The sequence below is a fragment of the Mycobacterium saskatchewanense genome (assembly GCF_010729105.1).
GTDB classification, from domain to species: domain Bacteria; phylum Actinomycetota; class Actinomycetes; order Mycobacteriales; family Mycobacteriaceae; genus Mycobacterium; species Mycobacterium saskatchewanense.
The window spans coordinates 1,783,386-1,796,526 of sequence record NZ_AP022573.1 but is presented as its reverse complement, the minus strand read 5'-3'; the positions used below and the strand labels follow the sequence as shown (position 1 = coordinate 1,796,526).

9 protein-coding genes, 2 tRNA genes and 1 pseudogene are annotated in these 13,141 nt (G+C 67.2%); 10 read left to right on the top strand and 2 right to left on the bottom strand.

Annotated features, from left to right (window positions below):
- The first annotated feature begins 3 nt into the window (after positions 1–3).
- Positions 4–804, top strand: coding sequence for an Fpg/Nei family DNA glycosylase (locus tag G6N56_RS08265; RefSeq protein WP_085254960.1), 801 nt, complete (start codon positions 4–6; stop codon positions 802–804).
- An 864-nt stretch (positions 805–1,668) separates the two neighbouring features.
- On the opposite strand, the gene G6N56_RS08255 is transcribed toward G6N56_RS08265, so the two are convergent.
- Positions 1,669–2,877: a serine hydrolase domain-containing protein gene (locus tag G6N56_RS08255; RefSeq protein WP_085254963.1), complete on the bottom strand. Its 1,209-nt coding sequence runs from the start codon at positions 2,875–2,877 to the stop codon at positions 1,669–1,671.
- A 33-nt stretch (positions 2,878–2,910) separates the two neighbouring features.
- Positions 2,911–2,981 (bottom strand) — tRNA-Gly (locus G6N56_RS08250).
- A 146-nt stretch (positions 2,982–3,127) separates the two neighbouring features.
- Between G6N56_RS08250 and G6N56_RS08245 the strand changes: the two genes are divergently transcribed.
- From G6N56_RS08245 to mobA, 9 genes and pseudogenes are all read left to right on the top strand, one after another.
- A tRNA-Pro gene (locus G6N56_RS08245) sits at positions 3,128–3,204 on the top strand.
- 51 nt (positions 3,205–3,255) lie between these two features.
- The gene (tig, locus tag G6N56_RS08240; RefSeq protein ID WP_085254964.1) at positions 3,256–4,689 is read left to right on the top strand and encodes a trigger factor; all 1,434 of its coding nucleotides are present in this window, start codon (positions 3,256–3,258) and stop codon (positions 4,687–4,689) included.
- A 127-nt stretch (positions 4,690–4,816) separates the two neighbouring features.
- On the top strand, positions 4,817–5,407 hold the full coding sequence (gene clpP1 / locus G6N56_RS08235) for an ATP-dependent CLP protease proteolytic subunit ClpP1 (protein WP_085254965.1): 591 nt from the start codon (positions 4,817–4,819) through the stop codon (positions 5,405–5,407).
- Entirely contained in the window at positions 5,404–6,048 is a 645-nt protein-coding gene (gene clpP2, locus G6N56_RS08230; protein WP_085254966.1) for an ATP-dependent CLP protease proteolytic subunit ClpP2, read from the top strand. The genes clpP1 and clpP2 overlap by 4 nt, the downstream gene beginning before the upstream one ends.
- 109 nt (positions 6,049–6,157) lie before the next feature.
- Positions 6,158–7,362 (top strand): annotated as a pseudogene (locus G6N56_RS08225) (IS30 family transposase).
- Between the two features lie 342 nt (positions 7,363–7,704).
- Positions 7,705–8,985 carry an ATP-dependent Clp protease ATP-binding subunit ClpX gene (clpX, locus tag G6N56_RS08220; protein ID WP_085257131.1) on the top strand — a complete coding sequence of 427 codons (1,281 nt, stop codon included), beginning with the start codon at positions 7,705–7,707 and terminating at the stop codon, positions 8,983–8,985.
- A gap of 401 nt (positions 8,986–9,386) precedes the next feature.
- A complete protein-coding gene (locus G6N56_RS08215; protein WP_085257132.1) occupies positions 9,387–11,363 on the top strand; it encodes a 2-oxoacid:acceptor oxidoreductase subunit alpha in 1,977 nt (658 codons plus the stop codon).
- Complete coding sequence (locus G6N56_RS08210) at positions 11,360–12,466, top strand: 2-oxoacid:ferredoxin oxidoreductase subunit beta (protein WP_085257133.1); 1,107 nt, start codon at positions 11,360–11,362, stop codon at positions 12,464–12,466. The genes G6N56_RS08215 and G6N56_RS08210 overlap by 4 nt, the downstream gene beginning before the upstream one ends.
- A gap of 14 nt (positions 12,467–12,480) precedes the next feature.
- On the top strand, positions 12,481–13,089 hold the full coding sequence (mobA, locus tag G6N56_RS08205; protein WP_085257134.1) for a molybdenum cofactor guanylyltransferase: 609 nt from the start codon (positions 12,481–12,483) through the stop codon (positions 13,087–13,089).
- Positions 13,090–13,141: the final 52 nt, after the last annotated feature.

The following is a 13,141-nucleotide window of genomic DNA, read 5'->3' as shown; positions in this document are numbered from 1 at the left end:
CCCATGCCCGAAGGGCATACGCTGCACCGGCTGGCCCGGCTGCACCAGCGCCGGTTCTCCGGCGCACCGGTCGCGGTCTCCAGCCCGCAGGGCCGCTTCGCCAGCGACGCGGTGGACGGCCGGGTGCTGCTGCGCACCAGCGCCTGGGGCAAGCACCTCTTCCACCACTACGCCGGCGGGCCGATCGTGCACGTGCACCTCGGTCTCTACGGCGCCTTCACCGAGTGGCCCCGCGAGGACGGTGCGGTGCTCCCGGAACCCGTCGGGCAGGTGCGGATGCGGATGGTCGGTGCCGACCACGGCACCGACCTACGCGGCCCGACGGTGTGCGAAGTCGTCGACGAGGCGCAGGTCAGCGACGTGCTGGCCCGGTTGGGTCCCGACCCGCTGCGTCGCGATGCCGACCCGTCGTGGGCTTGGACGCGAATTGCAAAGTCCCGCAGGCCGATTGGCGCGCTGCTGATGGACCAGGCCGTCATCGCCGGCGTGGGCAATGTGTACCGCAGCGAGTTGCTGTTCCGCCATCGAATCGACCCGTACCGGCCGGGCCGGGGGATCGGCGAAGCGGAGTTCGGCGCGGCCTGGACCGATCTGGTCGCGCTGATGAAGGTCGGCTTGCGGCGCGGCAAGATCGTTGTGGTCGAGCCCGAACACGATCACGGCCCGCCGTCATACCGCCCGGGACGGCCCCGTACCTACGTGTACCGGCGCGCCGGCGAGCCGTGCCGGGTGTGCGGGGGGCCGGTCAGCACCGCGGTGTTGGAGGGCCGCAACGTGTTCTGGTGCCCGACCTGCCAGAAGTGACCGAAGTCACCGCCGGCCAGCCCCCGGTAATGGCTGGTGCACGCTTCCCAGGAAACTGCCAGCAAGAAACGCTGACGTCTATTGTTTGATCGCGGTGGGCGTGCGGGTAGTAGTAACCACCGTGACAACTATTTCTCGTTTAGCTGCAACGTTTTTCGCCATAGTTATTGGTCTTGGGGTGGTCGGAGCCGGGCTAGCAACCGAAGCCCGGGCGCAGCCGGGTCCGTTTCCGCAATGGTGCCCCGGCGACTTCTGGGATCCCGGCTGGGGCGACAACTGGGACGGGGGGCACTGCCACGACAATTGGCGTGGACCGGGCCCCAACCCACACCCGGAACCGTTCCGAGGGCCAGGCGGCCCGGGCGGTCCCGGCGGTCCGGGATGGCATCGCTGATCCACTCGCATCGACACGCGCCGCACCCTGCCGACGTCGTTCGGCAGGGTGCGGCGCGGTGAGCGTCGGGCGTGGAAGTTTGGCCGGCGTTCCCGACGGGGTACCGACACCTCTGTGATGACGCTTCCACGTTTAGCCGCAACAGCGGTCGCAATCGGCGGACTGGGATTGGCGGGCTTGGGCATCGCAACTCAGGCGCAAGCGCAGCCGGGTCCCTTCCCGCAATGGTGCCCCGGCGAGTTCTGGGACCCGGGTTGGGGGAACAACTGGGACTGGAACAGCTGCCATGACTGGCGCGGGGGCCCGCCGCCACCACCGGGATGGGGTGGTCCACCGCCACCGCCGGGTGGTCCCTGGGGTCCGCCGCCGCCACCGGGTGGCCCGTGGGGCCCGCCCGGACCGCCACCGCCCGGCTGGCATCCCTGATCCCGTCCACGCGACCGAACGCGCCCTGCCATCCGGCAGGGCGCTTATTCGGGGGCCACTCCCAGCGCCGCATACACCTCGCTGCTGAGGGCGACGCTGCGCGGGTCCGCGTTGGCCTTGGTGGCGTCGAAACGGTTCATCACGTACGCGTAGCCGATCCGGTGCTCCAAGTCGACGAACCCGAATGAGCCGCCCAGGCCGCCGTGCCCGAAGATGCCCGGGTTGGGCCCGTTGACGCACCGCTGGTTGAGCATGTAGCCCAAGCCCCACCCGTGGTCGGCGACCCTGGGACCGAGCACCAGGTCGGGCTCGAATCCGCCCTGGCATACCCGCACGAGATCCATGTGCTCGCGGCTGAGCAGCTTCTCCTGGGCGAGCGCGTTGTAGAACGTCGCCAGCCCCAGCGCCGAGACCTGGCCGTTGGTGCCCGGGAACTCGAGTTGGCGCCACAGTTGCAGGTCGTGGGAGCTGAGCTCGTCGTCGCCCGCGAATCCCATCGAGACCGCGAGCCCGGCCTTGGGGTGCTCGTCGAGGCTGGTCGGATAGCCGGGGGCCTGGGCGTCGGCCAGCAGGTCCCGGGCATGCGGCTTGTTCACCCGGTCGGCGCAGCGGCGCTGCTCGGCCGCGGACAGCCCGATGTGGACGTCGGCGCCGATCGGTTCGGCGATCTCGGTGCGCAGGTAGTGCCCGACCGTTCGACCCGTGACGCGGCGGAAGACCTCGCCGAGGATGAAGCCGAACGTGGTCATGTGGTAGCCCTGGGCGGTGTTCGGCCGCCACCAGGGCTCGGCGGCGGCCAGCTGCTCGCAGACGAAATCCCAGTCGGCGACGTCTTCCCAGCGCATCCGCCTGTTCGGCCCGATGACCCCGGACCGGTGGCCCATGACCATGGCCAGGGTGATGCCTTCCTTACCGGCCTGCCCGAATTCGGGCCAATAGCGTGCCACCGGCGCGTGCAGGTCCACCTCGCCGCGATCGGCCAACTGGTGAATGCAGGTGGCCGTCAGCGCCTTCGTGCCGGAGAGCACGGTGGTGAGGGTGTCCTGACGCCAGGGACGGGTGCGGGCCGCGTCGGCGCTCCCGCCCCACAGGTTGACCACGAGGGCGCCGTCCACCCATACCGCGACCGCCGCGCCGACCTCCCGGCGGAGCGCGAAGTTGCGCTCGAATGCCTTACGCACACCGGCGAACTCGGATGCGCATGAGCCGTGGATCGTGGTGCTCGTCTCCGCGGTTGTTCGGGCGTCGTTCATGGCGCCTTTCTATCGAGCAGACACTTAGCTCCGAGCGGGCGACGGGAATCGAACCCGCGTAGCTAGTTTGGAAGACTAGGGCTCTACCATTGAGCTACGCCCGCATGTGTTAGTCGAGCGTGACTGTAGCTGGCGGCGAAGATCAAATCTAATCGACGCGGTCTCGTGATCGCCCCGTGAGGTCCTCGCGGTCGCGGCAAAGCCGGTGGCCAGCCCGGTACCGGGGCGCCGTAGGATCGCGAGGTCAGCGCGGGGTGTAGCGCAGCTTGGTAGCGCATCCGCTTTGGGAGCGGAAGGCCGCAGGTTCAAATCCTGTCACCCCGACCAGCACTGCACCGCAGATGCGGCCATCAGAACCGACCACCGAGGAGCACACCCGTGAAGAGCAGCGTCGAGCAGTTGAGCCCCACCAGGGTGCGGATCAACGTGGAGGTGCCGTTCGTCGAACTCGAGCCCGAGTTCAAGAGGGCCTACAAGGAGCTCGCCAAGCAGGTGCGGCTGCCCGGCTTCCGGCCCGGCAAGGCGCCCGCGAAGTTGCTGGAGGCCCGGATCGGGCGGGAGGCGATGCTCGACCAGGTCGTCAACGAGGCGCTGCCCGCCCGGTACGGACAGGCCGTCGCCGAATCGGCGGTCCACCCGATCGGTCAGCCCGACATCGAGGTCACCAACAAGGAGTACGGACAGGACCTCGCTTTCACCGCCGAGGTGGACATCCGCCCGAAGATCATCTTCCCGCCGCTGAGCGAGCTGCAGGTCACCGTGGACCCAATCGAGGTCGGGGACGACGACGTCGAGGCCGAATTGCAGTCCCTGCGGGAGCGGTTCGGCACCCTCACCGGCGTCGACCGGCCGGTCGCCGACGGTGACTTCGTCTCTATCGACCTGTCCGCGACCGTCGACGGCGAGGAGGTGCCCGGCGCGGCCGCGCAGGGGTTGTCCCACGAGGTCGGCTCCGGCCGCCTCATCGCGGGCCTCGACGAGGCGCTCATCGGGTTGTCCGTCGACGAGTCGCGTGAGTTCACCGCGAAGCTCGCGACCGGTGAACACGCCGGCCAGGACGCCCAGGTGACGGTCACGGTCAAATCGATCAAGCAACGCGAACTGCCGGAGCCTGACGACGAATTCGCCCAGCTCGCAAGCGAGTTCGACACCATTGACGAGCTGCGGGCCAGCCTGCGCGATCAGGTGGCGCGGGTCAAGCGCGCCGAACAGGCCGAGCAGATCCGCGACGCGACGCTCGAGGCCCTGCTCGAACGGGTGGAGGTGCCCGTGCCCGAGGCCGTCGTGCAGGCCCAGGTCGAAGGCACGCTGCACAACGCGCTGCACAGCTTCGACCACGACGAGGGCAAGTTCGAAGAGGCGCTCGCCGGCCAGGGCAAGTCGCGGGAGGACCTCGAGACCGAGGCGCGCGCGGCCGCGGAAGCCGACGTCAAGCGTCAGCTGCTGCTCGACTCGCTGGCCGACGAGCTTCAGGTCCAGGTCGGCCAGGACGACCTGACGGAACGATTGGTGATGACGTCTCGGCAGTACGGCATCGAGCCGCAGCAGCTCTTCGGCTACCTGCAGGAGAACAACCAGCTGGCGGCCATGTACAGCGACGTGCGGCGCGGCCTGGCCATCGCCGCAGCGGTCGAGTCGGCCACCGTCACCGACACCGCCGGCAACACGATTGACACGAGCGAGTTCTTCGGCAAGCGCCCCAAGGTCGACGAGGCCGAGCCGGTGGGTGAGACAGACGACGAGGCCAACGAGGCCGACGAGGCAAGCGCCGCGGACGACGCAGCGGAGACTCACGCCGACGCGGCGGAATGACGCGCCGTGACGCTGTGAGCGAACGAGCCCACTTCAGAGCAAGCGCGGACCGCCAAACCAGGGCTCGGTTGGTTAGGGTCGGTGCATACGGAACTTCGAGAAAGCAGGTAACCCAGTCGTGACTGACATGCGTTCGCCCTCGCAGGGGCTCACCCTCACGGACTCGGTCTATGAGCGCTTGTTGTCCGAGCGCATCATCTTCCTGGGTTCGGAGGTCAACGACGAGGTCGCCAATCGGCTGTGCGCGCAGATCCTGTTGCTCGCCGCCGAGGACGCCGAGAAAGACATCTCGCTGTACATCAACTCGCCGGGCGGATCGATCAGCGCCGGCATGGCGATCTACGACACCATGGTGCTCGCGCCATGCGACATCGCCACCTACGCGATGGGCATGGCCGCGTCGATGGGCGAGTTCCTCCTCGCGGCGGGCACCAAGGGCAAGCGCTACGCGCTGCCGCACGCCCGCATCCTGATGCACCAGCCGCTGGGCGGGGTGACCGGCAGCGCGGCCGACATCGCCATCCAGGCCGAGCAGTTCCACGTCATCAAGAAGGAGATGTTCCGGCTCAACGCCGAGTTCACCGGGCAATCGATCGAACGCATCGAGGCCGACTCCGACCGCGACCGCTGGTTCACCGCCCCGGAGGCCCTGGAATACGGGTTCGTCGACCACATCATCACCCGCGCCGCCCACATCACCAACGGAGAAGCCCAGTGAACCCTCTCGACCCTCGGACCCAGCCCCAGGCGCGTTACATCCTGCCGTCGTTCATCGAGCACTCGAGCTTCGGCGTCAAGGAGTCCAACCCCTACAACAAGCTGTTCGAGGAGCGCATCATCTTCCTGGGCGTCCAGGTGGATGACGCCTCGGCGAACGACATCATGGCGCAGTTGCTCGTGCTGGAGTCGCTGGACCCCGACCGCGACATCACCATGTACATCAACTCGCCCGGCGGCGGGTTCACCTCGCTGATGGCGATTTACGACACCATGCAGTACGTGCGCGCCGATATCCAGACGGTGTGTCTGGGGCAGGCCGCCTCGGCCGCGGCGGTGCTGCTGGCCGCGGGCACACCGGGCAAGCGGATGGCGCTGCCCAACGCGCGGGTGCTGATCCACCAGCCGTCGCTGTCGGGGGTCATCCAGGGCCAGTTCTCCGACCTGGAGATCCAGGCCGCCGAGATCGAGCGGATGCGCACGTTGATGGAGACGACGCTGGCCCGCCACACCGGCAAGGACGCCGCGACGATCCGCAAGGACACCGACCGGGACAAGATCCTGACCGCCGACGAGGCCAAGGACTACGGGATCATCGACACCGTTCTCGAGTACCGGAAGCTGTCGGCGCAAACGGCGTAGCCGGTTGACGCCGGTTGACGGCGCCTCTTTCGCCGAGCGTGAACCCACGGCGGGTTTTCGCCGGCAGATTCATACGGTCAGTGCAACATCCCTAGTTTTGGAGGTTGCAATGCCGACTGGATATCGGGCTCCGCGGGAGTTGCGCTGGCTGTTTTTTGATCTCGTCTGCTCGGGGACGTCGGTGTGGGAGGCCGAACGGCAGCTGGGCGTGTCGCGCAACGTCGGGGCAGCGTGGTGGCGCAAGGCTGGGGCAATGAAGGTGCAGATTGGCGGACGGGGTCGACGTGGTCTACTCCAACCGGGCAACATGTCGTTGCCCGGTGGTCGAGGTCATCGGCTCAGTGTCGAAGAACGTGTCGAGATCATGCGTGCGCGCGATGCCGGCCTCAGTGACGCCGAGATCGCTGAGCGGCTCGACCGCGACCGATCCACGATCTACCGCGAGACGCGGCGTAATCGCAACGCCGACGGGGATTACCACGCCCTGATGGCTCATGCGCGGGCCGCTGAGAAGGCTCGCCGGCCGAAGAATTTCAAGCTCATTGACAACCCGTTATGCGCAGCGATCGAGGCCTGGATGGACCAGGGGTGGAGCCCGAAACTGATCGCTGATGTGTTGGCCCGCGATCATCGCGATGACAAGCTGGCAACAGTGAGCCACGAAACCATCTACCAATGCCTGTATGTGCAGACCCGTGGCAGTCTGCGCGCTGATCTGCACCGGTGTTTGTCCACTAAGCGGTCGGCCCGCAAGTCGCGCGGTCACGTCGATAGCCGCAGCGGGGTCTACAGCAGCGGTGAGGAGTTCACCATCGCCGAGCGGTCGCCGAAGCCGAAGACCGGGCGGTTCCCGGGCATTGGGAAGGTGATCTGATCGTCGGCCCGAACAACAGCGCTATTGGCACCCTGGTCGAACGCACGACCCGGTTCACCTTGCTGCTGCACCTGCCTGGCGACCACACCGCTGAGACCGTATCTACCGCGATGATCGCCGCGATGAGCCAATTGCCCGAGCATCTACGCCGTTCGATCACCTGGGATCGCGGCTCGGAGATGGCCCGCTGGAAAGACATCCACCTCCAGCTAAAAACTCCGGTGTATTTCTGCAATCCGCATTCGCCCTGGCAGCGCGGCACCAACGAGAACACCAACCGGCTGCTGCGGTTCTGGTTCGAAAAGGGCAGCGATCTCAGCGGCTACACCCCAGCCGACCTCAAACGCATCCAAGACACCCTTAACCGACGACCTCGACCCACCCTCGACCTCGACACGCCAGCTCAGCGGCTGGCAGCCCTCCTCGAGCAGGCAGCCTGAACACCCTGTTGCACTAACCACTTGACTTTGAGGCCTGATTTATCGTCGCAGTTTCACGCTCGGCGTGACGGAATTCGGCGCGTCCGCCTGGTCAACGTGGGAGTGCATGCGGCCTCGGCCGGATAACGACCGCGACACGCCAAAGACACGCAATGCGCGTCTTACGCGAGTGCCGGGCGCCGTCTGGCTATATGTTCAGACGGACAGACATGAACTCCACGAATACCAAGCACGCGATTCGGCGTGAATGGTCGCGTCTGGCCCGATCTAGCGGGTAGCGTCGTGGGATACACGCGGCAGAGCAAGACGAACGGCGAACAAGGAAGTAGGCCCTGAAGCACCATGGCGCGCATCGGAGACGGCGGTGACCTGCTGAAGTGCTCGTTCTGCGGGAAGAGCCAAAAGCAGGTCAAGAAACTCATTGCTGGCCCCGGTGTGTACATCTGTGATGAGTGCATCGACCTCTGCAACGAGATCATCGAAGAGGAGCTGGCCGACGCCGACGACGTCAAACTGGACGAGCTTCCCAAGCCGGTCGAGATCCGCGATTTCCTCGAGGGATACGTCATCGGGCAGGACACCGCCAAGCGCACCTTGGCGGTTGCGGTCTACAACCACTACAAGCGGATCCAGGCCGGCGAGAAGAGCCGCGACTCCCGCCACGAGCCGGTCGAGCTGACGAAGTCCAACATCCTGATGCTGGGACCGACCGGCTGTGGCAAGACCTACCTGGCCCAGACGCTCGCCAAGATGCTGAACGTGCCGTTCGCCATCGCCGACGCCACCGCGCTGACGGAGGCCGGTTACGTGGGTGAGGACGTCGAGAACATCTTGCTCAAGCTGATTCAGGCCGCCGACTACGACGTCAAGCGCGCCGAGACCGGCATCATCTACATCGACGAGGTCGACAAGATCGCGCGCAAGAGCGAGAACCCGTCGATCACCCGCGACGTCTCCGGCGAGGGTGTTCAGCAGGCGCTGCTGAAGATCCTGGAGGGCACCCAGGCGTCGGTGCCCCCGCAGGGCGGTCGCAAGCACCCGCACCAGGAATTCATCCAGATCGACACCACAAACGTGCTGTTCATCGTCGCGGGTGCGTTCGCCGGCCTGGAGAAGATCATCTACGAGCGCGTCGGCAAGCGCGGCCTGGGCTTCGGCGCGGAGGTCCGCTCCAAGGCCGAGATCGACACCACGGACCACTTCGCCGAGGTCATGCCCGAGGACCTGATCAAGTTCGGGCTGATCCCCGAGTTCATCGGCCGCCTGCCGGTCGTCGCCTCGGTGACCAACCTGGACAAGGAATCCCTGGTGAAGATCCTGTCCGAGCCGAAGAACGCGCTGGTCAAGCAGTACACCCGCCTCTTCGAGATGGACGCTGTCGAGCTGGAGTTCACCGAGGACGCGCTGGAAGCCATCGCCGACCAGGCGATCCACCGCGGCACCGGCGCCCGGGGCTTGCGCGCCATCATGGAAGAGGTCCTGCTGCCCGTCATGTACGACATCCCGAGCCGCGACGACGTTGCCAAGGTCGTCGTGACCAAGGAGACGGTGCAGGACAACGTGCTCCCAACGATCGTGCCGCGCAAGCCCTCTCGCGCCGAGCGTCGCGACAAGACCGCGTAACGCCACCGTCGTCGAAGGGGCCAGGCACTGACCCCGTGGCCGGATGGATCGTCGTCGCGGCCGGATACCTCGTGGGCCTTCGCTCGCCTGGCGCGATCGCCGCGGCCGGCTTCGTCCTGTGTTTGTTGGCGATGCCCGAGACGGCGGCTTGCGGCGCCCGACCCGCGGACGTGACCAACGCCACACTTTTGGAACCTACCCGTGAGTACGCCGCGCTGACATCGGTGTTGAGTGCAAACTCACTGCGTGGGAGGCCTTTGAGATGGCTATGCACGCTAACAAACGGTGCCATAATTGGTACCGCCAGTGACATCAAGCCGTGATGGCCGGTGAGTTTTCGCCGGCGCGTAACCTGAAGCTACGCGGAGTGCCTGTCCGGTTAACAAGTGGAGGGCTGAGACGTGGATCCGAACGGCACCGGCGCCGGGTCGAATTCTCACGAGTCGAATTCTCGCAATGGAGCCTCGAATAACGGGTCCAGCCGTCAGCGCATCGAGCAGGTGGTCATCCGATTCGCCGGCGACTCCGGCGACGGCATGCAGCTCACCGGTGACCGGTTCACCTCCGAGGCAGCACTATTCGGCAACGACCTGGCGACGCAGCCGAACTATCCCGCCGAGATCCGCGCTCCGGCAGGCACACTGCCCGGCGTCTCCTCGTTTCAGATCCAGATCGCCGATTACGACATCCTGACCGCCGGTGACCGGCCCGACGTCCTCGTCGCGATGAACCCGGCCGCGCTGAAGGCCAACATCGGCGACCTGCCACGCGGCGGGATGGTCATCGTGAACTCCGACGAGTTCACCAAGCGCAACCTGACGAAGGTCGGTTACGTCACCAACCCCCTCGAGTCCGACGAGTTGTCCGAGTACGTCGTGCATTCCGTCGCGATGACCACACTGACGCTCGGGGCCGTCGAGGCGATCGGCGCCTCGAAGAAGGACGGCCAGCGCGCCAAGAACATGTTCGCCCTAGGCCTGCTGTCCTGGATGTACGGACGGCCGATCGAGACCAGCGAGCGGTTCATCCGGGAGAAGTTCGCCCGCAAGCCCGACGTCGCGGAGGCTAACGTGCTGGCCCTCAAGGCGGGCTGGAACTACGGCGAGACGACCGAGGCTTTCGGCACCACCTACGAGGTCTCCCGGGCGAGCCTGCCGGCGGGCGAATACCGCCAGATCTCGGGCAACACCGCGCTGGCCTATGGGATCGTCGCCGCCGGTCAGCTCGCCGGCATCCAGGTCGTGCTGGGCAGTTACCCGATCACACCGGCCTCGGACATCCTGCACGAGCTGTCCAAGCACAAGAACTTCAACGTGATCACCTTCCAGGCCGAGGACGAGATCGGCGGCATCTGCGCCGCGATCGGCGCCTCCTACGGCGGCGCCCTCGGCGTCACCAGCACGTCCGGACCCGGCCTCTCGCTGAAGTCCGAGGCGCTGGGCCTCGCGGTGATGACCGAGCTGCCGCTGCTGGTCATCGACGTCCAGCGGGGCGGTCCTTCGACCGGCCTGCCGACCAAGACCGAGCAGGCCGACCTGCTGCAGGCGCTGTACGGCCGCAACGGCGAGTCGCCGGTGGCGGTGCTGGCGCCCCGGTCGCCGTCCGACTGCTTCGAGACCGCCATCGAGGCGGTGCGCATCGCGGTGTCGTACCACACGCCGGTGATCGTGTTGTCCGACGGCGCCATCGCCAACGGCTCGGAGCCGTGGCGCATCCCGGACGTCGGCACGCTCAACCCCATCAAGCACACGTTCGCCAAGCCGGACGAGCCCTTCCAGCCGTACAACCGCGACCCCGAGACGCTGGCCCGCCAGTTCGCGGTCCCGGGCACGCCGGGCCTGGAGCACCGCATCGGTGGGCTGGAGGCGGCGAACGGGTCGGGCAACATCTCCTACGAGCCGGTCAACCACGACCTCATGGTTCGGCTGCGGCAGGCCAAGATCGACGGCATCGACGTTCCGGACCTGGAAGTCGACGACCCGACCGGGGACGCCGAGCTGCTGCTGATCGGTTGGGGCAGCTCGTACGGGCCGATCGGGGAGGCGTGCCGGCGGGCGCGCCGCAGGGGCGTCAAGGTCGCGCACGCACACCTGCGGCACCTCAGCCCGTTCCCGGCGAACCTCGGCGACGTCCTGCGGCGTTACCCCCAGGTGGTGGCGCCGGAGATGAACCTCGGCCAGCTGGCGTTGCTGCTGCGGGGCAAGTACCTCGTCGACGTGCAATCGGTCACCAAGGTCCAGGGCGTCGCCTTCCTCGCCGACGAGATCGGGCGCCTCATCCGCGCCGCGCTGGCCGGGACGCTGGCCGAGATCGAAGAAGACAAGACCATGGTCGCCCGGATGTCGGCGGCAACGGTGGGAGCGGGAGCTAGCGAATGACCGACCTGATGGGCAATCTGGCGGGCGCAGATCTCGGGCTGGCGCCCGGGGGCGACAACCGTCGACTGACCAAGAACGACGGCGTGCCCACGACCGACCAGCCACAGAAGGCCAAGGACTTCACCAGCGACCAGGAGGTGCGCTGGTGCCCGGGCTGCGGTGATTACGTCATCCTCAACACCATCCGTAACTTCCTGCCCGAGCTGGGCCTGCGCCGCGAGAACATCGTCTTCATCAGCGGCATCGGCTGCTCGAGCCGGTTCCCCTACTACCTCGAGACCTACGGCTTCCACTCCATCCACGGCCGCGCGCCGGCCATCGCGACGGGACTGGCGCTGGCCCGCGAGGACCTGTCGGTGTGGGTGGTCACCGGTGACGGCGACGCGTTGTCCATCGGCGGCAATCACCTGATCCACGCGCTGCGCCGCAACGTCAACATCACGATCCTGTTGTTCAACAACCGCATCTACGGGCTGACCAAGGGGCAGTACTCGCCCACCTCGGAGGTGGGCAAGGTCACCAAGTCGACTCCGATGGGATCGCTGGACCAGCCGTTCAACCCGGTGTCGCTGGCGCTGGGCGCCGAGGCGACCTTCGTCGGCCGCGCGCTCGATTCGGACCGCAACGGGCTGTCTGAGGTATTGCGGGCCGCCGCCGAGCACCGCGGTGCGGCGGTGGTCGAAATCCTGCAGGACTGCCCGATTTTCAACGACGGCTCGTTCGACGCCCTGCGCAAGGAGGGCGCCGAGGAGCGCGTGATCAACGTCCGTGACGGCGAGCCGATCGTCTTCGGCGCCGACGGCGAGTACTGCGTGGTGAAGTCCGGCTTCGGCCTGGACGTCGCCAAGACCGCCGACGTGGCGGTCGACGAGATCGTGGTCCACGACGCGCACGCCGAGGACTCGGCGTATGCCTTCGCGCTGTCGCGGCTGTCGGACCAGAACCTCGAGCACACGGTGCTTGGCATCTTCCGCAACGTCAGCCGGCCCACTTACGACGACGCGGCCCGCTCGCAGGTCCGCACCGCGCGGGCGTCGAGCCCGTTCGACACCGGCGCCCTGCAATCACTGTTGCGTGGGCGCGACACCTGGACCGTCGACTGAAGGTGGCTGAGCTGATGCCCGACGCAGTTTCACTGGCCGGGGTGGTTCTCGCCGGCGGCGCATCGCGGCGCATGGGCCGCGACAAGGCCAGCATGCCAGTCCCCGGGTCCTCCGGCGGGGCCGGCGCCACCACCATGGTCGAGCAGGTGGTCGCCGTCCTGAGGCAGCGCTGTGAGCCGGTGCTGGTGATGGCCGCCCAGGGCCAGCCGCTGCCCCCGGTGCAAGCCCAGATCGTGCGCGACGAGCTACGTGGCCTCGGGCCGCTGGCAGCCACCGCCCGGGCGTTGCGGACGGCCGCCGAGGCCGGCGCCGGGTTCGCCTTCGTCTGCGCCGTCGACATGCCCTTCCTGGCCGCCGATCTCATCGACGAGCTGACCCGCATGGCCGTCGAGACGGGCGCCGAGGTCGTCTTGCCGTGGGACGGGCAGGATCACTACCTGGCCGCGGTGTACCGGACCGATCTGGCCGACCGCGCGGACGCGCTGGTTGCCGCCGGGGAGCGCAAGATGCGCGCCCTGGTCGATAGTTCGGACGCTCAGCGCATCGTGACTTCGGACTCGCGGTCGCTGACCAATGTCAACACCGAGTCGGACCTGCGAGCGCTGACCCCGTCGCGGGTCTGAACCGGCCGAGCGTGCAGGTAGCTTCGCGCTCGGCGAACGTCTCGAAGAAAAC

What these genes read in the sequence shown, in the direction of transcription:
- G6N56_RS08265 (WP_085254960.1), top strand. Translation starts at nt 4, where the DNA reads ATGCCCGAAGGGCATACGCTGCACCGGCTGGCCCGGCTGCACCAGCGC.
- G6N56_RS08255 (WP_085254963.1), bottom strand. Translation starts at nt 2,877, where the DNA reads ATGAACGACGCCCGAACAACCGCGGAGACGAGCACCACGATCCACGGC.
- clpP1 (WP_085254965.1), top strand. Translation starts at nt 4,817, where the DNA reads ATGCGTTCGCCCTCGCAGGGGCTCACCCTCACGGACTCGGTCTATGAG.
- clpX (WP_085257131.1), top strand. Translation starts at nt 7,705, where the DNA reads ATGGCGCGCATCGGAGACGGCGGTGACCTGCTGAAGTGCTCGTTCTGC.
- G6N56_RS08210 (WP_085257133.1), top strand. Translation starts at nt 11,360, where the DNA reads ATGACCGACCTGATGGGCAATCTGGCGGGCGCAGATCTCGGGCTGGCG.
- mobA (WP_085257134.1), top strand. Translation starts at nt 12,481, where the DNA reads ATGCCCGACGCAGTTTCACTGGCCGGGGTGGTTCTCGCCGGCGGCGCA.